18 protein-coding genes are annotated in these 20,318 nt (G+C 33.4%); 6 read left to right on the top strand and 12 right to left on the bottom strand.

Translation table 11 applies throughout. From position 1 onward, the window contains the following. The first annotated feature begins 151 nt into the window (after positions 1–151). A complete protein-coding gene (gene glyA / locus ACYQ5R_RS09715; protein WP_460190744.1) occupies positions 152–1,426 on the top strand; it encodes a serine hydroxymethyltransferase in 1,275 nt (424 codons plus the stop codon). Between the two features lie 306 nt (positions 1,427–1,732). After that, positions 1,733–2,614 (top strand): DUF6263 family protein, encoded by an 882-nt coding sequence (locus tag ACYQ5R_RS09710; protein ID WP_460190743.1) that lies wholly within the window; start codon positions 1,733–1,735, stop codon positions 2,612–2,614. Positions 2,615–2,623: 9 nt separating this feature from the next. On the opposite strand, the gene ACYQ5R_RS09705 is transcribed toward ACYQ5R_RS09710, so the two are convergent. After that, complete coding sequence (locus ACYQ5R_RS09705; protein ID WP_460190742.1) at positions 2,624–3,940, bottom strand: DNA recombination protein RmuC; 1,317 nt, start codon at positions 3,938–3,940, stop codon at positions 2,624–2,626. A gap of 66 nt (positions 3,941–4,006) precedes the next feature. Here ACYQ5R_RS09705 and ACYQ5R_RS09700 point away from each other — a divergent pair, with 66 nt between their 5' ends. Both ACYQ5R_RS09700 and ACYQ5R_RS09695 read left to right on the top strand, forming a co-directional pair. Then, a complete protein-coding gene (locus ACYQ5R_RS09700; protein WP_460190741.1) occupies positions 4,007–4,546 on the top strand; it encodes a 1-acyl-sn-glycerol-3-phosphate acyltransferase in 540 nt (179 codons plus the stop codon). A gap of 46 nt (positions 4,547–4,592) precedes the next feature. Further along, on the top strand, positions 4,593–5,777 hold the full coding sequence (locus ACYQ5R_RS09695; RefSeq protein ID WP_460190740.1) for a hypothetical protein: 1,185 nt from the start codon (positions 4,593–4,595) through the stop codon (positions 5,775–5,777). A gap of 1 nt (position 5,778) precedes the next feature. On the opposite strand, the gene ACYQ5R_RS09690 is transcribed toward ACYQ5R_RS09695, so the two are convergent. Further along, a complete protein-coding gene (locus tag ACYQ5R_RS09690; RefSeq protein WP_460190739.1) occupies positions 5,779–6,270 on the bottom strand; it encodes a GNAT family N-acetyltransferase in 492 nt (163 codons plus the stop codon). A 43-nt stretch (positions 6,271–6,313) separates the two neighbouring features. After that, the gene (gcvT, locus tag ACYQ5R_RS09685) at positions 6,314–7,399 is read right to left on the bottom strand and encodes a glycine cleavage system aminomethyltransferase GcvT (RefSeq protein ID WP_460190738.1); all 1,086 of its coding nucleotides are present in this window, start codon (positions 7,397–7,399) and stop codon (positions 6,314–6,316) included. Positions 7,400–7,606: 207 nt separating this feature from the next. Here gcvT and ACYQ5R_RS09680 point away from each other — a divergent pair, with 207 nt between their 5' ends. After that, positions 7,607–9,073 carry an aminopeptidase P N-terminal domain-containing protein gene (locus ACYQ5R_RS09680; RefSeq protein ID WP_460190737.1) on the top strand — a complete coding sequence of 489 codons (1,467 nt, stop codon included), beginning with the start codon at positions 7,607–7,609 and terminating at the stop codon, positions 9,071–9,073. A 51-nt stretch (positions 9,074–9,124) separates the two neighbouring features. Here the strand turns inward: ACYQ5R_RS09680 and ACYQ5R_RS09675 are convergent, their stop codons facing one another. The 8 genes from ACYQ5R_RS09675 to lysA all read right to left on the bottom strand — a co-directional run bounded on the left by ACYQ5R_RS09675 (position 9,125) and on the right by lysA (position 18,115). Further along, the gene (locus ACYQ5R_RS09675) at positions 9,125–9,994 is read right to left on the bottom strand and encodes an alpha/beta hydrolase (protein WP_460190736.1); all 870 of its coding nucleotides are present in this window, start codon (positions 9,992–9,994) and stop codon (positions 9,125–9,127) included. A gap of 72 nt (positions 9,995–10,066) precedes the next feature. Beyond that, positions 10,067–10,741, bottom strand: a complete 675-nt coding sequence (gene aqpZ, locus ACYQ5R_RS09670; protein ID WP_460190735.1) for an aquaporin Z — start codon at positions 10,739–10,741, stop codon at positions 10,067–10,069. Between the two features lie 149 nt (positions 10,742–10,890). Beyond that, complete coding sequence (locus ACYQ5R_RS09665) at positions 10,891–11,172, bottom strand: hypothetical protein (protein WP_460190734.1); 282 nt, start codon at positions 11,170–11,172, stop codon at positions 10,891–10,893. Between the two features lie 138 nt (positions 11,173–11,310). Beyond that, the gene (thrC, locus tag ACYQ5R_RS09660; protein ID WP_460190733.1) at positions 11,311–12,621 is read right to left on the bottom strand and encodes a threonine synthase; all 1,311 of its coding nucleotides are present in this window, start codon (positions 12,619–12,621) and stop codon (positions 11,311–11,313) included. A 7-nt stretch (positions 12,622–12,628) separates the two neighbouring features. Continuing rightward, positions 12,629–13,558, bottom strand: a complete 930-nt coding sequence (locus tag ACYQ5R_RS09655; protein ID WP_460190732.1) for a homoserine kinase — start codon at positions 13,556–13,558, stop codon at positions 12,629–12,631. Positions 13,559–13,579: 21 nt separating this feature from the next. Continuing rightward, the gene (gene thrA / locus ACYQ5R_RS09650; protein WP_460190731.1) at positions 13,580–16,030 is read right to left on the bottom strand and encodes a bifunctional aspartate kinase/homoserine dehydrogenase I; all 2,451 of its coding nucleotides are present in this window, start codon (positions 16,028–16,030) and stop codon (positions 13,580–13,582) included. Between the two features lie 349 nt (positions 16,031–16,379). After that, a complete protein-coding gene (locus ACYQ5R_RS09645; protein WP_460190730.1) occupies positions 16,380–16,853 on the bottom strand; it encodes an SRPBCC family protein in 474 nt (157 codons plus the stop codon). Positions 16,854–16,906: 53 nt separating this feature from the next. Beyond that, positions 16,907–18,115, bottom strand: coding sequence for a diaminopimelate decarboxylase (lysA, locus tag ACYQ5R_RS09640; protein WP_460190729.1), 1,209 nt, complete (start codon positions 18,113–18,115; stop codon positions 16,907–16,909). 173 nt (positions 18,116–18,288) lie between these two features. Between lysA and ACYQ5R_RS09635 the strand changes: the two genes are divergently transcribed. Continuing rightward, on the top strand, positions 18,289–18,951 hold the full coding sequence (locus ACYQ5R_RS09635; RefSeq protein ID WP_460190728.1) for a DUF4412 domain-containing protein: 663 nt from the start codon (positions 18,289–18,291) through the stop codon (positions 18,949–18,951). A 52-nt stretch (positions 18,952–19,003) separates the two neighbouring features. On the opposite strand, the gene pepT is transcribed toward ACYQ5R_RS09635, so the two are convergent. Further along, positions 19,004–20,236, bottom strand: coding sequence for a peptidase T (pepT, locus tag ACYQ5R_RS09630; protein ID WP_460190727.1), 1,233 nt, complete (start codon positions 20,234–20,236; stop codon positions 19,004–19,006). Between the last annotated feature and the right edge of the window lie 82 nt (positions 20,237–20,318).

The raw sequence follows: 20,318 nt of genomic DNA, 5'->3' as shown, positions 1-20,318 counted from the left end.
TTAATAAAATAATCTTTGATTCATTTTATAATCCTCAACTGCGAATATTAGTTAATATTATATTTGTAAATATTTAAAATTAGGGCCACATTGAGTATTGATTTGCTTACTTTTGAACTTTAAATTTTAATCCTTAATTACTTTTTTTAAAATGGAAAGAGATCAATTGATTTTTGACTTAATTCAAGACGAAAAAAACAGACAACTTAACGGAATTGAATTGATTGCTTCTGAGAACTTTGCGAGTGAACAAGTTATGGAAGCCATGGGTTCTGTATTGACCAATAAATACGCCGAAGGCTACCCTGGAAAAAGGTATTACGGGGGCTGTGAAGTGGTAGATGTAGTAGAGCAAATTGCAATTGATAGAGCTAAAGAATTATTTGGTGCGGCTTACGTAAATGTACAGCCACATTCAGGGAGTCAAGCCAATGCAGCCGTATACCACGCCATTTTAAAACCAGGAGATAAAATTTTAGGTTTTGATTTATCGCATGGTGGTCACTTAACACATGGATCGCCGGTGAACTTTTCTGGTAAATTATTTAAAACATCGTTTTACGGAGTAGAAGAGGAGACAGGAGTTTTGAATTATGATAAAATTCAAGAAACTGCTGAAAAGGAGAAGCCACAGTTAATTATTGCAGGTGCGTCTTCTTATTCTAGAGATATTGATTTCAAGCGTTTTAGAGATATAGCAGATAGTGTAGGAGCTTTATTAATGGCTGATATTTCACATCCCGCAGGTTTAATTGCTAAAGGTATTTTAAACGACCCAATGCCTCACTGTCATATTGTTACAACTACAACACACAAAACATTAAGAGGTCCAAGGGGAGGAATGATTATGATGGGTCAAGATTTTCCAAACCCTTGGGGTGAGACACTAAAAAGTGGAAAACCTAAAATGATGAGTTCTGTATTAAATTCCGCTGTTTTCCCAGGAATGCAAGGTGGACCATTAGAGCATGTTATTGCTGCTAAAGCCATTGCTTTTGGAGAGGCTTTAACAGATGAATTTTTACATTATCAAGTGCAATTGAAGAAAAATGCTGCAGCCATGGCAGAGGCATTTGTTAATCGTGGGTATCATTTAATTTCTGGAGGTACAGACAATCATATGATGTTGATTGATTTAAGAAACAAAGATATTTCTGGTAAAGATGCTGAACAGGCCTTAGTTAAAGCAGATATTACTGTAAATAAAAACATGGTGCCATTTGACGATAAATCACCATTTGTTACAAGTGGTATTAGAGTAGGATCTGCCGCTGTAACTTCTAGAGGTATGGTGGAATCTGAAATGGAATCTATTGTTGCCCTTGTGGATGAAGTAATCATGAATCATGATAACGAAGAAGTATTAGAAGCTGTAGCAGAAAAAGTGGAAGCTTTGATGGGTCATAGACCATTGTTTAAGATGTAATTACATTTTTAATAGTTAACAAAAAAACCACCAAATTGGTGGTTTTTTTTCTCTATATGCTATAGTTGCTCACAATTGCTACTTATTTTTGTCAAATAGCACATAAGAAGATTGTTCCTCGTGATGTCTACTTTTTATAAATAAAAATTTGGACATTTATTTTTTTCAATGTTTTTAATTTAATCAGCCAAACTGGTGCTATCTGAGCCATAGCTATTTTTAGAGTAGATTCAGAATTCATTTTGAATAATTTATTGAAATAATGAGACTAAATTTACTATTTTTAGTGATAATTAATATACTCTAATGACATACAAATTTAAATTATTCGGTTGTCTATTTTTTATGGTTTTCAATGCATTGCAGGCACAAGTAATGTTGAAATACAATCTTAAAAAAGGAGATTCTTTTGTAATGGAGCAAAAAACGCTTCAGACCTTAAGTCAGTCTTATTTGGGAATCACCGAAGAAATAGAAACGGAGATTACTGGTACTGTGTTATTTAAAGTTGTTGATCATTCCACAGATACTTTTAAACTAGATATTAGTTTTACTTCTGCGCATATGAAAATGTCTTCATCTAGTTCAGGGGTTATTTCTGAGAGTAGTTCAAAGTCTAAAGATGATACGTTTGAAAATAAAATATTTAGAGGACTTATTGGGCGCGTTTTTACATTGACATTAGATAATAGAGGAAAGGTTTTAAAAATGGAAAATGGAGAGTCTTTGATTAATGGAATGCTCTATGCATTAGAATTAACAGATGAAGTACAAATTAAATCTTTTAGAAATCTAATGCTTAAAGACTGGGGAGAATCTGCGCTAGCAGATACTTTTGAGCAACTATTTTTTAATTATCCTAATGGAATGATAAAAGAAGGTGATTCATGGAAAAATGAATTTATTTCTAAAAGTGAATGGAATGCACAGAATCATTGGAGGTTAGATAGTGTTTCTGATGATTCGAACACTATTTTATGCACGGCAGATATTTTTTTAGAGACAAAAAATGACTCAGTTGAAATGAAGGTTTCAGGTACTCAGGAAACTGAGTTAATTGCAGATTCAGAAACAGGTTTACCCTTGATCATGAAAATAATTTCTACTGCTGAAGGAACTAATAAAGCTCCATCATTGCCAGAATTTCCAATTACAATTGTTACGAAAACAATCTATAAGAAGCTGTAGGTGATACTTTTACATGTCATTTGCCCTATCTAAAAGGTTTTGATTCATGTTTTTAGTGGTTTTAGCTCCCAATTCTTTAATGCGCTCTACTTTCTTGATTAAGTTACCTCTTCCTGTCAATTTTTTCATAGAAGTATCATAACTACCTTGAACAGTTTTTAATTGGTTACCAACTTTTATTAAATCATCTGTTAGATTTACAAACTGATCGTACAATTTACCAGCTTGTTCTGCAATTTCAAGTACGTTTCTCTTTTGATTTTCTTGGCGCCACATAGAAGATACGGTGCTCAAGGTTGCTAAAAGGGTAGAAGAGGATACTAAGACCACATTCTTGTCAAGAGCTTCTAAATACAATTTATTAACTTTGCCCAAAGCGAGCATTAATGCAGGTTCAACAGGTACAAACATAAGCACATAGTCAGGAGAATTTATTCCGTAAAGTGCCTCGTATTTCTTGTCACTTAGTTCTTTTATATGCTTTCTAATACTTTCAATATGTTTTTTGATGTGATCTTCTTTTAATGCTTCATTTTCTTCTCCGTAAAATGCTTCATAACTTGTTAAAGACACTTTTGAATCAATTATTAAATGTCTGTTATCAGGTAGATTTATGACAAAGTCAGGTTTCTTCAATCGATTATCTTCATCTCTATACCCGCCTTGAGTTGTATAATGTATCTCTTTAACCAAATTGGCTTTTTCTAATAAAATTTCCAATTGAGTTTCACCCCAATTTCCTTGTGCTTTGCTATCTCCTTTTAATGCTTTTGTAAGGTTTAAAGCTTCTTTGCTCATTTGCAAATTCAATTCTTTTAAACCTACTATTTGTTGCCTAAGCGCTGCGTGATAGTCTATACTTTCCTTATGAGTTTTTTCAACTCTATTCTCAAAAGTTTTAATTTTTTCTTGAAGTGGCTCCAGAATGGTCTTTATATTCTTTTGATTTTGTTCTGTGAACTTATTTGATTTCTCATCGAGAATTTTGTTAGCCAAATTTTCGAATTCTTTTGTAAACTTTTCTTGAAGTTGTTCTACTTCTTTTTTGTTTTCAGCTATTTTATTTTGTAAGTTCTCAATTTCAGATGATTTACGAGTAACATCTTTATTCAGTTCAATCTTTTCATCTGTAAGTAATTGTTTGTCTTCATCTAAACGAGCAATCATTCTTTGCTTTTCATCCAATGAAGTTTCTAAACCCTGCACAGTAGCTTCTAAAGATGAAGAAGTATTATTAGACTTTAAGTTTGTAATAACTTTACCAATAATAAAGCCGATACCCAAAAAGAGAACGGCAATAACAACAGCAATTAAATATGAATTCATTCAAGTAATAATTAGCATATAAAGCTAAGAATTTTATCTTTGCTTCAATAAGAATTCCCATATTTTATGAAGCACATTTGTGGTTTTATTTTATTCAAATTAATGGGTTGGAAAATAGAAGGTTCGTTTCCAACTGATTTAAAGAAATACGTCATTATTGTTGCGCCTCATACGCATTGGATGGATTTTATTATGGGTGTTTTAATTAAATACAGTACTAGTTTACCTGCAAACTATATCGGTAAAGCTTCACTGTTTAAACCGCCTTTTGGTTTTATATTTAGAGCCTTTGGTGGTACACCAGTTGATCGTTCTAAAAACAATAATTTGGTAGATGCTGTTGTAGATATTTTTAATTCTAAAGATCAATTTATTTTTGCATTGGCTCCTGAGGGTACAAGAAAAAAAGTAAATCTATGGAAAACAGGGTTTTACTATATAGCAAAAGGTGCTAAAGTACCAATCGTTAGAGGAGTTATGGATTTCGGAAATAAAACATTTACCATTTATCCACCATTTTATACCACAGCAGATAAAGAAGCTGATTTTAAAGAAATGCAATCGGTTTACGAAGGAGCCTTAGGAAAAGTACCAAAATACAGTTAATAAGAATTTTGGCATGATAAATGTTTTATCAAGAAAAATATCATCAATGAAATATCCCAAACTACTTTTAATTTTATTAATTTTTGTTTCAGCTTGTAGCACCTCAAAAACAACTCAAAAGGCTATAAACTCTGGAGATTATAATAGAGCCATTAATTTGGCAGTTACTAAACTACGTAACAACAAAACAAAAAAATCAAATCAGCAATACATTTACATGTTGGAGGATGCTTTTGTAAGAGCTGTTCAGCAAGATAAAGAGCGAATTGCATATTTAGAAACAGACGGTAACGCTGCGAATCTTGAGACTATTTACAACATTTACAAAAGTTTAGATAATAGACAGCGAATGGTAAAACCTTTGTTGCCTCTTTACAAGGTTGAGGAAGGAACTAATGCACAATTTGAATTTGAGAATTATGCGAAAGCTACTAGCAAAGCAAAAGAAGATTGGTCTTCACATTTGTACGAAATGATTATTGGAGCTCTGGAGACCAATGATAAGGTGAGGCTGAGAATAGTTTATGAAGACTTACAATATTTAAATGAATTGAATCCTAATTACAGAGATGTTCCTGCCTTGTTGGATGATGTGTATGAACGCGCTATAGATTATGTAATGGTTTCATTAACGAATAACACAGATAAGATTATACCAAGAAATTTGGAGTCTGATCTTTTGGATTTTGAAACCTACGATTTGAATAGCTATTGGACTGTATATCACAATACTCCAATTGAAAATATAGACTATGACTTTAACTTAAATATTGAATTTAGGAATATAGATATTTCTCCGGAGCAAATTAGAGAACGTCAAATTCATGAAGAGAAAATGATTGTTGATGGAAAGAAGTTTGTGTATGATTCTAATGGCAATAAGGTGTTAGATAGTTTAGGAAAAGCTGTTCAGGTTGATCGAGAAATATTAGTTAAATGTGATGTTTTAGAAATTAGACAATTTAAATCTGCAGGAGTAACTGCAGCGGTTAAATTTATTGATAATTCTAGTAAGCAATTATTACGAACATTCCCGATTTCAAGTAGCTTTTTATTTGAATATTATTACGCTACACATCAAGGTGATAGGCGTGCACTAAACGATCGATATAGAGATTTAATTGGATTGCGTCCGGTACCTTTTCCGAGCAATGAACAAATGATTTTTGATGCAGGTCAAGACCTTAAATGGCGTATAAAAGATGTAATTGTTAGTAATAGCCTGCGCTAAATTATAACTGCTTTTCGTATAAGTTGTTGAAAGATAGAGGCATTTGAACTTCACCAACTTTCATGAAACCAAGCTGTTCGTAGTATTTGCAGAGTCTTTTGTTATTTGCAACGCAATCTAAACGTAATAGGTGAATGTCTTGTTGAATTAATTCATGCTCTATATGTTGCATTACCTGCGACCCTATACCTTTTCCTGAAAATACTGGTTTTACAACCAAAGAATGAATATAACCCGCTTTTTTTTCTTGATGCCCCCAGTATAAAATATCTTCATATAAAAGGCGGTACATGCCAAAAAGTTCTTCTGATTGGTAAAAGAAGAAAAACTCTTTATTGGCTATACCTTCTTGAATCCAATCAATTTTTTCTTGTGGTGGATTTAGCCAATAATCCCATTGCTGAATATTATTATCCTTTAAGCGTTGTGCACTTTTTTTAAGTAATTCTAATACTTCCTTAAATTGATCTGGCTTAACAAGTTGATAGTTCATAAAAAAGAAAAGACCCACATTAAATGGGTCTTGTATTGCTTAATTATCCTTTATAAAATGGCAATTTTACTACCGTTGCTGGAATTTGTTTTTTACGCACCTGAATAAAGATTTTTGAATCTCTTTTGGTATGTGGTTTAGCAACATATCCTAATCCTATTCCTTTCTTTAATGAAGGACTCATAGTTCCGGACGTTACGATTCCAATTTCATTGCCATCTGCATCAACTATAGGATATCCTTGTCTAGGTATACCACGTTCTTCAATTTCAAATGCCACTAATCTTCTGGTTACGCCTTCTTCTTTTTGTTTTAAAAGAGAATCCGAGTTTACAAAATCTTTGGTGAATTTTGTTATCCAGCCCAAACCTGCTTCAATAGGAGAGGTAGTGTCATCAATATCATTGCCATATAAACAGTAACCCATCTCTAAACGTAATGTGTCTCTCGCAGCTAAACCAATTGGTTTGATACCATAGTCAGTACCAGCTTCAAACACCTTGTTCCATACCTGCTCAACTTGGTCATTTTTACAATAAATCTCAAAACCACCAGAGCCTGTGTATCCAGTTGCAGAAATAATTACATGTTCAATTCCCGCAAAATCACCAACTTTAAACTTATAAAAAGGAATAGCTGCTAAATCAACAGATGTAATAGTTTGCATAGCTTCTACAGCTTTAGGCCCCTGAATAGCTAATAATGAATAATCATCAGATAGATTTCGCATTGTAGCTCCAATACCTTCATTATTTTCTGAAATCCAATTCCAATCTTTTTCAATATTCGAAGCATTTACAACCAATAAATAGGTTTCTTCTTTAACTCTATAACAAATTAAATCATCAACAATACCTCCAGTTGCATTAGGCATACAAGAATATTGGGCATCTCCTAATTCCAATTTAGATGCGTCGTTGGTTGTTACTTTTTGAATTAAATCTAATGCCTTAGGACCCTCAATTAAAAACTCGCCCATGTGAGACACATCAAAAACACCTACGCCATTTCTAACAGTTTCATGTTCAATATTTACACCTTCATACTGTACAGGCATATTATAGCCTGCAAAAGGTACCATTTTAGCCCCTAAAGACTCGTGCAAAGCAGTTAATGCAGTATTCTTCATATTTCTTTTTTTTACTCCTACAAAAATACTAATTATTGCAGGCTACAAAAAGCGGTAGGTTGGTTTTATTTTATCCAACATTGATAAATATTCGTTCAAAAGAATTATGGATTCAATAAAAAGAGAATTGATGTTTGATTCCATACAGTAGTTCTTGCTAATACATTTTCTTTATTGCTATATTTGAGTATTCAAACAAACAATTATATGAACTTTAAAACAATAACAACTTTTGCAATGTGTCTAGTTTTGGGCGTTTCTTTTGCTCAAAAAGACCTTCCAACTGATTATTTGACAGCTGATTTTCATAAAGATAGAAGAGCTAAGTTAAGAGCTTCTATGCCAGCAAATAGTGTTGCTGTATTTTTTGCTAACGCCATTAGAAATAGAGCGAATGATGTAGACTATGTATATCATCAAGATCCGAATTTTTATTATTTAACGGGGTATAAAGAACCGCATGCCGTTCTTTTGATTTTTTCTGAGGATCAAACCAATGGAGATGATACGTATAACGAAATGATATTTGTTCAAAAGCGAAATGCGATGGCAGAAATGTGGACAGGTTACAGGTTAGGAGTAGAAGGAGTGAAAGAAAAATTAGGTTTTACTCAAGTTTTTAACGGAGAAGATTTTAAAGATATTCCTATTGATTTTAGTTTGTTTGATAAAGTACTATTCACTGAATTTAAAAACGATGTAAGAGACAGTAAAAGAAATGATGCAGATTTATATAGCTTAATCGAACAATTTAAATCTATGGCTTCATATGAAGCTGAACCATCTACTGTTCCAGCAAATGAAAATGTTGTAACTGTTAAAACTAATATAGATGTAAAGTCTTTACGTTCTTTAATGGCTTCTTTAAGAGAAATCAAAACACCAGAAGAAATGGTCTTACTTAAAAAGGCGGTTGAAATTTCTGCTGTTGGACAAATTGAAGTAATGAAAGCAATACATCCAGATATGTCTGAAACAGAAATTCAAGGGATTCATGAGTTTATATTTAAAAAGTATAATTCAGAATACGAAGGCTATCCATCTATTGTTGGAGCAGGACATAATGGTTGTATTTTACATTACACAGAAAATACTAAACAAACTGTTAACAAGGAATTGGTGCTTATGGATCTAGGTGCTGAATATCGTGGTTATACTGCAGATGTTACAAGAACCATTCCTGCAGATGGTACTTTTAGTAGAGAACAACGTGCCATTTATGATTTGGTATATCAAGCTCAAGAAGCTGGAATTAATGAAGCAGTGGTTGGAAGTGATATGCGTAAAATCGATCAAGCAGGTAGAGTGCTAATAAATGAAGGTTTGGTGAAGTTGGGAATTATTGATTCTATTTCTCAAAGGCATTTATATTTTCCTCATGGTACGTGCCATCATATTGGTTTAGATGTACATGATTTAAGTAATAGAGGTCCTTTAGAGCCGAATATGGTCATTACCGTAGAGCCAGGGATCTATATACCTGAAGGTAGTGATTGCGATGAAAAATGGTGGGGGATTGCAGTTAGAATTGAAGATGATATTTTAATTACAGATAAGGGACCAATTAACTTAAGTGGTATGGCTCCTAGACAAGCTGATGAAATTGAAGCAATGATGGAAGAAGAGAGTATTTTGAATGCATTTACTTTACCTAACCTTGATAAAGAAGAATAAAAGAATAAATAATATAATTTTAAAATCCCTTTCATTTTGAGAGGGATTTTTTTATATGACCGTTACTAATTTTTGAGAAAGGGCCCATTCATAAAATCGGTCAATCCAGGTATCACTCGGTAGATTTTTAGTACGCATACCAAAACCGTGATTACCCTTAGCATACATAACCATGCTAACTGATTTTTTGGCATTGTACCAAGAATTATAAATTTCAATAGTTCCTGGTGCTAAACCTAATCCATCGTTACTAGCACACACTGCAAATAATGGTGGTGCATTATCTTTTGGCACCTCTACATCAAAAATATCTGTCCATGCATATACCGGTACCAAAAAATTTGGTTTTGAAGTTTTGTCATAATTGTATGCAACACCCATTGTAATTGCACCCCCAGCAGAAAATCCCATAAAACCAATTTTATTAGTATCTATTCCATAAGTTGCTGCATGTTTACGAACATGTTTAACGGCATTTAAGCCATCAGCTATAGCATAATTGTACACCGTTGAAAGTGTATCTGGAAATCCACTTTTTAATTGATCTCCAAACTCCTTCACACCATCCTCAGCTGTTGGCATTAATCTATATTTTAATACAAAGGCAGTAATGCCTTTTTCATTCAACCACTGTGCAACTTTAAGACCTTCAGATTCTATGCTATGTGCATACAAACCTCCTCCAGGAGCTATAATAACAGCTGTTCCTGTACTTATAGATTTTTCTGGTTCAAAAACCATTAATGTTGGGACACTGACATTAGTTACTACAGGTGTTTTCCAATTTTCAGAGAAATACTCTTTCTCGCCACCATTCCACACAATGTTTTCTGAATTATTATAAGGTAATTCAATTATAGCAGATTGAGAGAAATTTATTATAGGTGAAAGAAGAAGTAAAATTAAAAAGGAAATACGCATAATAGATAGTTTGGTTTAAATCGAAATTACAAAAAAAAAAGCCTCTGATTTCTCAGAGGCTTAAAAGAATGTTTATTCTTCAGGGGATAAATATTTATACACAATACCAGCTAGAATGGCTCCAACAATTGGTGCTACCCAAAACAACCATAATTGTCCGGTATAATCACCTCCAGCAAATAAAGCTTGACTTGTACTACGTGCTGGGTTTACCGAAGTATTGGTTACAGGTATACTAATTAAATGAATTAATGTGAGTCCTAAACCAATAGCTAAACCAGCCAAATATTTTGGTGCTTTGGAATGTGTAGCTCCTAAAATAATGATCAAGAAAAAGAATGTCATTACAATTTCTGTAATCAATGCTGCTTGCATTCCAAATCCTCCTGGTGATAATTCTCCATATCCATTAGCGGCAAATCCACCACTAACATCACCACCAACAATCATATATAAAATGCCAGCACCTGCTAAACCTCCTAAAACTTGAGCAATAATATACGGTACCAAATCTTTGGCATCGAATCTACCACCCATCCAAAGTCCAATAGAAACGGCTGGATTTAAATGACAACCAGAAATATGGCCTATGGCATAAGCCATGGTAACAACAGTTAAACCAAAGGCTAGTGAAACACCGGCAAACCCAATACCAACATCAGGTACACCAGCAGCTAAAACCGCAGCACCACAACCGCCTAAAACAAGCCATAGCGTGCCTAAAAATTCTGCTACTAATTTTTTCATACGTAATAAATTTAAATAGTTAGAGTAAGTTGATAAGTAATAATTAATTGAAAATTAAATACTTATTTTCTATAAATATAACTATATATTTATTGCATCAAAAATGGAAAAGTAGGTAGAAGGATATTTATTGATGAAAATTGTAGATTCTAAGTAAATAAAACAAAGTAAAAAACAATAGAAATAATCGTAACAATAGCACCTAGAGCAGAATATTCAATAAGTCTTCTTTTTTTACCCCTAGCACGAATTTCAGCTTTGATTTTTTCTAGCTCTTCTGGAGAAATTTTAGGGTCTAATAGTTTTTTATTTAAAACTCTTTTACCTGTATTATTAAGGTATCTATCTTTTCTGCTTTTAATTTTGTCTCTTCTAAGGTTTACATTTCTTTTTGTACTGCTAGATGCATTTTGCATACTTCCGAATGCCATAGATTTACTGGTTTAGTTGAAACTAAATATAGCAAAATTCGATGTATTTTTAAAATCATACAATTATTACGAACAGTCTCAAACTTATTACCATAAGTAAGATGGTTTTGAGACATGAAATAAAGTTGAAGAAGACTTTTATGACTTTAATAAGAAGTCTTTCAATTCTTGATAAGAGCTAATTTCTGTAGCTACTTTTTCTTTGTCTATTACTGTTTTGATTTGCTTAGGAATTTCTATGGAATCTGCTATATTTTTATGCAATACTGGTAAAAACTTAACAGGATGTGCTGTTTCTAGAAAAATGCCTACTGCATTTGAATTTTGCGCTAATTCCTTTTTAAGACCTAAATAGCCAACAGCTCCATGTGGGTCTGAAGTATAATTACACACATTGTATAAATGATTCATGGCCTCATCTGTTTCTGTATCTGAATAGGAATAGGAGTGTAGATTGCTTTTTAAAGCTTCAAAATTGTAATTGTGTAACTTTTCTATTCTAATAAAGTTACTCGGGTCTCCAACATCCATTGCATTAGAAATGGTTTGAACCGAAGGTTTTGGTTGGTAATCGCCAGTAGTTAAATAGGTTGGTACAATATTATTTGCATTGGTGGCCGCCACAAATAAATCAATAGGAAGGCCTAATTTTTGAGCCATCATACCTGCACAGATATTTCCATAATTACCACTTGGCACAGATACTATTAGCTTTTGACCATCTGATAATGCATCTTTTTCTTTTAAATGCTTATAGGCAAAAGCAAAGTAGAACATTTGAGGTAACCAACGCGCGATATTAATGGAATTAGCACTTGTTAATTGCATAAAGTTTGTAATGCTATCATCTAAAAAGGCTTTCTTAACCATGGCTTGACAATCATCAAAAACACCATGTACTTCTAGTGCTTTAATATTTTGCCCTAGTGTGGTTAATTGTTTTTCTTGAATGTCGCTCACTTTACCACTAGGATATAATATCACTACATTTACACCTTTAACACCTAGAAAACCACTTGCTACTGCACCACCAGTATCGCCAGATGTTGCAACCAAGACAGTTACTTCATTGGTGTTTTCTTTATTAAAATAAGATAGACAACGAGCCATAAAACGAGCTCCTACATCTTTAAATGCCATTGTTGGACCGTGGAATAATTCTAATGAATACACATCTTTTTCAACAGGTTCCAAAGGAAAATCAAATTGCAACGTATCTTCAACTATTGCTTTTAAGTCATTTTCAGGAATTTCATCTCCAACAAATTGCTGTATTAATTCATAGGCAATTTCATGATTGCTTTTTGATGTGATATTTTCAAAGAAACTCGCTGACAAAGGAGTAATTGTTTCTGGAAAATACAATCCTTTATCTGGAGCTAATCCCTTAATTACTGCGTTTTTAAAACTTGAAATTGGAGCGTTGTTATTAAGACTATAATAGTTCAATTTATTCTTATTTTAAATTTAAAATTTTAACACCGTTGGTATTAATTTTTGACACATATACATCGAATTCTATACCTGTTTTTGAATACACATCGTTAATAGACTCTGCCACTTTCATGGCGGTTTCTTCTCCTTGACTCAAAGAAAAAATAGAAGGTCCTGAACCTGAAATTCCAGCGCCCAATGCACCTGATTCTAACATGGCTTTTTTTACGGCATCAAAATGAGGGATTAGTTTTGAACGATGTGGCTCTACAATACTATCTTCTAAAGAATCTGCAATTAATTCATAATCTTCATCGTATAAGCCACTAATAAAACTACCGACATTAGCCCATTGTTTGATGGCTTTTTTAAGAGATACTTCTTTTGGTAAAATTGCACGAGCCTCAGAAGTTTTTACCTCAATCTGCGGATGTATAATCGTTGTCCACATTTCTGAAGGAGTAGGAAGCTGTATTACTTTTAATGGGTTTAATGATTTGACCAAAGTAAACCCTCCGAAAATACCTGGCGCTACATTATCTGCATGTTCTGCACCACTCGCCAATGCTTCACCTTTCATTGCAAAAGCAGTTAACTCTTGTTTGTTAAATGGTCTGCCAAGTAATTCATTGATAGCCCAAACGGTACCAGACGCACTTGCAGAAGAGCTGCCAACACCGCTACCTGGTTTGATATTTTTATAGATTTCTATTTCTACACCAAACGGGTGATTCGCTGCATCTAAAATCGCCTTTGCCGCAACTCCTGCAACATTGTTTTCTGCTTCAAATGACAATTCAGCACCTTCAATTTTTGTAATTATAATTCCCTTAGACGCTGTTTTTCTGATAGTCATAACATCTCCAACCGTGTCAAGACAAAAACCCAAAACATCGAATCCGCAAGAAACATTGGCAACTGTTGCTGGTGAAAAAATTTTAATCTCTTTCATAATGAACTAGTGCTATTCAAATTACTTATTTCCAATTCTAATAATATCTGCAAATAATCCAGAGGCTGTAACAGCAGCGCCTGCACCAGCGCCTTTTATGATTAAAGGCTGCTCACTATAACGCTCTGTAAAGAACAATACAATATTATCAGATCCATCTAAATTGTAGAATGGATGATCAGAAGGTATGTGCTGCAATCCAACTTTAGCTTTTCCATTATCAAACTCCGCCACATATTTTAGCCTACAGTTTTTGGCTTCCGCTTCATCTCGAATAGCGTTAAAATGCACTGATTCTTTTGGTAAGGTATCTAAGAAGTCTTGTACCGAATCCGCTGCCAAACTTGATGCTGGTAAGAACGATTCATTGGTGATATCATTTAATTCTAAAACATTCCCACTTTCTCGAGCTAAGATTAAGATTTTTCGCATTACATCAACACCGCTTAAATCTATTCTAGGATCAGGTTCTGTATAACCTTGAACTCCCGCTTCGTGCACTACATTTTCAAATGCAGCATCACCTACAAAATTGTTGAATATAAAATTTAAGCTACCTGAAAGAACTGCTTGAATCTTGGTTACTTTATCACCAGACATGATTAGGTTCTTTAAGGTGTCTATTACTGGCAATCCTGCACCTACATTGGTTTCAAATAAGAATGGAGCATTGTATTTTTTTGCTAAGAACTTTAATTCTTGATAGTTGTTATAATCAGAAGAACAGGCAATTTTGTTACATGCCACAACAGCGATACTGTTCTTTAAATAATCGGCATAGCGTAAAGAAACAGATTCATTTGCAGTATTGTCTACAAAAATAGAATTGCGATAATTCAAATCGTTTACTTTGTTTAAAAAGGCATCCATGTCTAATGACTCTCCAGTATTAATAAGAGTGTCTTTCCAGTTTGAAAGATCAATACCTTCTGGATTAAAATGCATCTTTTTTGAGTTTGCAACGGCAATCACACGAACTTCTAGGTGCTGATCTTCTGCCAAATATTGTTGTTGTTGATAGATTTGCTCTAGCAGTTTTCCACCTACATTACCAACTCCAACTACAAACAAATTCAACTGTTTTGTATCTCCTTCAAAGAAGGCATTGTGCAAAGTGTTCAAGGCCTTTTTAACATCTTTCTGTTCAATTACGGCAGTAATGTTTTTTTCTGAAGCTCCTTGGGCTATCGCTCTAATATTTACATTATTTCTACCTAAAGTAGAGAACATTCTACCACTGATACCTTGATGTGATTTCATATTATCGCCAACCAAAGCAATTATTGCTAAACCATCCTCAATAATTAAAGGGTCTACGATACCTTGGGCTAAATCATAAGCAAATGCTTCTTCAAATAACTCTTTGGCTTCAGTTACATCTTTACTATCAATTCCCATGCATAAAAAGTGCTCAGAAGATGCTTGAGTAACTAATGAAACATTTATACCTGCATTCGATAATACTTCTAAAATTCTCTTGGTAAATCCAGGTATACCTATCATACCAGATCCTTCAACAGTCAATAATGCAATGTTTTCTACATGACTGATTCCTTTTGCAGGCGAAGAAACACCATTCGTACTTTGAGTGATAAATGTTCCTTGTGCTTCTGGCTCAAAAGTATTTTTAATACGAATAGGAATTTGTTTTTCTAACACTGGTTGAATAGTAGGAGAGAAGAGCACTTTTGCCCCAAAGTGAGATAACTCCATTGCCTCATGATACGAGATGTGATCAATAGGCTTAGCGTGTTTTACCAATTTAGGGTTTGCGGTATACATACCACTTACGTCAGTCCAAATTTCTAATTCCTCCGCATTTAATGCTTTAGCAATAATGGATGCCGTAAAATCGGAACCGCCTCTACCTAAAGTAGTTGTTTCCCCATGAATAGTATTGGCTACGAAACCTGGAAGCACTGTAATATCGTTTTTTGCTGTTTTAAAGTAATCAGCAATATTCTTTTCTGTTACAGTATAATTTACTTTGGCATTTGTAAATGTGGCATCAGTAATAATTAATTCTTGCGAATTCTTTCTCTCGGCATCAATACCTTTACTTTTCATAGCCTCCGCTATAATGTAAGAAGATAATAGCTCTCCAAATGAAGCAATCTTATCTTTAGTTTTATTGGAGAATTCGTTGATTAAATAGATACCTTCTAAAATACTACTTAATTGGGCGAATTGTAACTTTATTTCTTCAATCACTTCTTCTTGATGACTGTCTGCAATTAGAGATTTAATTGTAGAAATATGTCTTTGTTCTAAACTGCTTATATCGTCTAAGTAACTCTGATCTTTATGTTCTGCTTTGCTACCAGCATTTAGCAACACATCTGTTGCACCACCTAATGCAGACACTACCACGGCTACTGATTCATTCTTTGCACTATCTTTACAAATAGCAATTACTTCCTGTATACTTTCTGCTGTTGCTACTGATGTGCCTCCAAATTTTAAAATTTTCATGTTCTTTTTTTAATTGTAATCAAATTGAATTGTTTGTTTTGGTTACATCATTTTTACCTAGTAAAAACGGAAAACCGCAAATGGACGATATGTGCATAGAAATAACCCTTAGCGGGTCATCGTGAAAATTGTTGTCATAGCAATACGGCCCATGATTTGGGTCATAAAAGAAGTTGTATATGTATTGTTTTTTGACATCGGGACAAATGTAGTGCAATTTCAACTAATTCAATAGAGAATTTGAATTTTTGTAGAATATTTAATTCAGCCCTAAAAGATTGTCCAATTCAGTGAATTTGTAGCGGAAAATTTGTCAATATGGAATTTAGAAAATCCATATCTACATGAATTAATGTTCTTGGTAAACGCCAAACCTGTTTTCTACAGCATGCTTTCTATATTCAAAGATTTCGTTTAGCTTATTTTCGATTACTAAAGCATTGGCTATTTTTCCTAAAAAACCAAAAGGAGGAGCATAGCTAACAATATCAGTCATTAGTACCCCATTTTCTATTTTTTCAATTTTATGTTGATGATGCCAAAGTTTATAAGGCCCAACACGCTGCTCATCAACAAAATACTCCAAATCTCTTACTTTCGTGATTTCTGTTACCCACGTTGTTTTTATACCTAAAAGAGGAGAGACCTTATAACTTATAATCATGCCTTCATACATTTTCTCAGGCAAGTCTTCAGAAGTAATATCAAAGCCCATATAATCTGGTGTGATAACTTTTAAATTAGCAGGACTAGAAATAAAATCCCACACTTCTTCTAAAGATGCGTTGAGTTTTTGAATGCGCTTGAATTGATAGAAAGCCATAGTATACAAGAAATATTAAATCACTTGTAAAGGTCGTATTCTACCTTGTTCTATTACAAAGAAATGTCGATTTGATTTTTTAATAAATCTTCAAATGTTTCGCGCGCTCTAATTAAATAGTCTTTATCTTGGTAAGTCATTACTTCTGCAGGACGATATCTTGAGTTATAATTTGAGGACATAGAAAAACTGTATGCACCAGCATTGTGCAGTCTAAGTATATCTCCTTCAGAAACTTTATTCAATTTTCTATTGTGGCCAAAGGTGTCGTTTTCACATATGTAACCAACTACTGAATACACTTTTTTAACGCTATCATCATCATTACTAATATTTGAAATATGATGATAGGCATCGTACATCATTGGTCTAATTAAGTGATTCAATCCACTATCTACTCCAACAAACACAATATTTGGTGTTGGTTTTACAACGTTTACTTTGGTTAATAAGTTGCCAGAAGCACTCACTAAAAATTTACCTGGTTCAAATATTAACGTCAGATCTTTACCATACTCCTCGCAAAACTGGTTGAAACGATTGGCAATGCGTTCTCCCATTACTTCAATATTTGTTTCGTTGTCACCTTCTTTATAAGGTACCTTAAAACCACTTCCAAAGTCAACAAATTCAATATGATCAAATTCTTTTACAACATCTAAAAGAATCTCTGTAGCTTGAATAAAAGCATCTATATTGTAAATGTCAGAACCTGTATGCATATGTATGCCATTAACTATGGTGCCAGTTTTTTGAATAACTTCTTTAATATTCTTAATTTGATAAATAGAAATACCGAATTTAGAATCTATATGGCCAACAGATATTTTGTGATTACCTCCTGCCATGACATGCGGGTTGATTCGTAGACAAACTGGAATGTTTGGGTATTTATTTCCAAATTGCTCTAGAATAGACAAATTATCTAATGTAATTTGAACACCTAATTCAACTGCTTTTTCAATTTCTTCAAATGAAACACCACTAGGAGTATAGAATATTTGCTCTGGTGTAAATCCTGCCTTTAAACATAACTGCACTTCTTGAATACTAACAGCATCCGCTCCAGAACCTAATGAATTTAACACTTTAAGCACTGCCAAATTAGTATTTGCCTTTACAGCATAATGAATTCGCAAATTGTTAACACCAGAAAATGCAGTTGCCATTCTGTTGTATTGTGAGGCAATTACATTTGCATCATAAACATATAATGGGCTGCCGTATTGCTCTACTAAATTTAATAAGTGCTCGTGTTGCATAGTTTGTTTTTTTGGAGCTGCAAATATTAAAAATTAAGAGAGTTGAGCAAGAAGATTTTTAGGATTAGTCAAAATTTATCAGTTTGTTAAATAATTAACAATAGAATATTGGTAATTTTTCTTTTTCTAATGATCAATACACTATTTTTGAAGTTCAATTCAAACAAAAAATTATGAAACAAATTTCGCTAATTATTCTCTTTTTACTTACTGTAACCATTACTCACGCTCAAATTAAAACAGGACATATTAGTTATTCAGCCGAAATCTCTTCTGAAAATCCTGATTTGAAAATGGCGATAGATATGATGAAAGGAACTAAAATGGATATTTACTTTGATCAACATAAAACCAGGTTAGATTTAGATATGTCAATAATGGGTACAACTGTTATTAGTAACTCTAAGGATGAGAAAGTTTTAATGTTGTTAAATTCTATGGGTGTTAAATTTGCTGTACCAATTTCAGTTTCTGAATTAGAAGAACTTGAAAAACAAACGCAAACCACAGAGCCAAAAGTGGTTCTAGAAGAAGGAACTAAAGAAATACTAGGTTATACGTGTAAAAAAGCCGTAGTTACGGATGCTCAAGGAAATACTTCTACTTGCTGGTATACAGAAGAAATTTCTTTTGATAAATCAGGCCAAAATATTAATAAAGATGTTCCTGGTGCTTTATTAGAATATTCGTCTTTTAATCAAGGAATGAAGATCACTTTTATGGCTACTGAATTCAATGAAAATTTTGAAAAAGAATCGGAAGATCTATTTAGCTTAGAAGCACCTGCTGGATATGATGTAAAAACAATGGAAGAGTTGATGAATATGGGAATGTAACAAGTTTCAACTTTTAAAAATATATAGGCTAGATATTGAATCTAGCCTTTTTTTATTGATACTTCTTAGCGGTTAACTCAGCAATTTTTACAATTACATTGGTTGCTTTTATAATCGATTCAACAGGAACATATTCATAGCGACCATGAAAGTTATGACCGCCTGCAAAAATATTGGGACAAGGTAAGCCCATATAAGATAATTGAGAGCCGTCAGTACCACCTCTAATAGCCTTTATTAGTGGCTTTATTTCAAGTTGCTTCATCGCTTCTTCTGCAATATCTACAATATACATAACGGGTTCAATTTTTTCACGCATGTTATAATACTGATCCTTCATAGTAACCTCTACCAAGTTTTGTCCGTGCTTTTCATTCAATTCATTGGCAATTTGTTCAAATTTCTCCTTACGCTGTTTGAATAATTCCATATCATGATCTCGAATAATATACTCCAAAGTAGTTTTTTCCACTTCACCATTCATGGTATGTAGATGGGAGAATCCTTCATAGCCAGTAGTTTCCTGAGGGATTTCATGCTTAGGTAAGGCAGCTATAAATTCATTTGCAATTAGTATTGAATTGATCATTTTACCTTTTGCATATCCGGGGTGTACAATTTTACCATGTATTGTTACTACAGCACCAGCAGCGTTAAAATTTTCGTATTCTAATTCACCTACCTGACTTCCATCCATGGTGTAGGCCCATTCAGCTCCAAATTTTCCAACATCAAATTTATGCGCGCCTTTGCCGACTTCTTCATCTGGTGTAAAACAAATTCGAATCTCCCCATGCTTAATTTCTGGATGTTGAATTAAATGTTCCATGGCCGAAACAATTTCAGTTACTCCAGCTTTATCATCAGCACCTAAAAGGGTAGTGCCATCCGTTGTAATAATGGTTTGCCCTTTGTATAGCAATAAATCTTCAAAGTAATCAGGAGATAATACGATGTTTTCTTCTGCATTAAGAACAATGTCCTTTCCATCATAATTCTGATGAATTTGAGGATTTACATTTGTACCGGTGTAATCCGGACTTGTATCTATATGTGCAACAAATCCAATAGTTGGAACTTCGTGCTCTACATTGCTCGGTAATGTAGCCATGATATAACAGTTTTCATCTAAAGTAACATCCTTCATTCCAATAGTTTTTAATTCATTAACTAATTGATATGCCAAATCCCATTGTTTTTCAGTACTCGGAAAAGCAGGGTTATTAGGGTCTGATTGTGTGTCTACTTTTACGTAGCTAATAAAACGATCTATAATATGTTGCATGATGAAATAATTGATTTGCAAAAATATGAAATACGAAGATCTATAAACTAGATTTAAGAAATAAGTAATTTTGAAAGAGAAA

The organism is Urechidicola sp. KH5 (assembly GCF_054661455.1).
The sequence above is the reverse complement of the archived record's forward strand: the minus strand, read 5'-3'. Positions and strand labels throughout refer to the sequence as shown.

What these genes read in the sequence shown, in the direction of transcription:
- glyA (WP_460190744.1), top strand. Translation starts at nt 152, where the DNA reads ATGGAAAGAGATCAATTGATTTTTGACTTAATTCAAGACGAAAAAAAC.
- ACYQ5R_RS09710 (WP_460190743.1), top strand. Translation starts at nt 1,733, where the DNA reads ATGACATACAAATTTAAATTATTCGGTTGTCTATTTTTTATGGTTTTC.
- ACYQ5R_RS09705 (WP_460190742.1), bottom strand. Translation starts at nt 3,940, where the DNA reads ATGAATTCATATTTAATTGCTGTTGTTATTGCCGTTCTCTTTTTGGGT.
- ACYQ5R_RS09700 (WP_460190741.1), top strand. Translation starts at nt 4,007, where the DNA reads ATGAAGCACATTTGTGGTTTTATTTTATTCAAATTAATGGGTTGGAAA.
- ACYQ5R_RS09695 (WP_460190740.1), top strand. Translation starts at nt 4,593, where the DNA reads ATGAAATATCCCAAACTACTTTTAATTTTATTAATTTTTGTTTCAGCT.
- ACYQ5R_RS09690 (WP_460190739.1), bottom strand. Translation starts at nt 6,270, where the DNA reads ATGAACTATCAACTTGTTAAGCCAGATCAATTTAAGGAAGTATTAGAA.
- gcvT (WP_460190738.1), bottom strand. Translation starts at nt 7,399, where the DNA reads ATGAAGAATACTGCATTAACTGCTTTGCACGAGTCTTTAGGGGCTAAA.
- ACYQ5R_RS09680 (WP_460190737.1), top strand. Translation starts at nt 7,607, where the DNA reads ATGAACTTTAAAACAATAACAACTTTTGCAATGTGTCTAGTTTTGGGC.
- ACYQ5R_RS09675 (WP_460190736.1), bottom strand. Translation starts at nt 9,994, where the DNA reads ATGCGTATTTCCTTTTTAATTTTACTTCTTCTTTCACCTATAATAAAT.
- aqpZ (WP_460190735.1), bottom strand. Translation starts at nt 10,741, where the DNA reads ATGAAAAAATTAGTAGCAGAATTTTTAGGCACGCTATGGCTTGTTTTA.
- ACYQ5R_RS09665 (WP_460190734.1), bottom strand. Translation starts at nt 11,172, where the DNA reads ATGGCATTCGGAAGTATGCAAAATGCATCTAGCAGTACAAAAAGAAAT.
- ACYQ5R_RS09655 (WP_460190732.1), bottom strand. Translation starts at nt 13,558, where the DNA reads ATGAAAGAGATTAAAATTTTTTCACCAGCAACAGTTGCCAATGTTTCT.
- thrA (WP_460190731.1), bottom strand. Translation starts at nt 16,030, where the DNA reads ATGAAAATTTTAAAATTTGGAGGCACATCAGTAGCAACAGCAGAAAGT.
- ACYQ5R_RS09645 (WP_460190730.1), bottom strand. Translation starts at nt 16,853, where the DNA reads ATGGCTTTCTATCAATTCAAGCGCATTCAAAAACTCAACGCATCTTTA.
- lysA (WP_460190729.1), bottom strand. Translation starts at nt 18,115, where the DNA reads ATGCAACACGAGCACTTATTAAATTTAGTAGAGCAATACGGCAGCCCA.
- ACYQ5R_RS09635 (WP_460190728.1), top strand. Translation starts at nt 18,289, where the DNA reads ATGAAACAAATTTCGCTAATTATTCTCTTTTTACTTACTGTAACCATT.
- pepT (WP_460190727.1), bottom strand. Translation starts at nt 20,236, where the DNA reads ATGCAACATATTATAGATCGTTTTATTAGCTACGTAAAAGTAGACACA.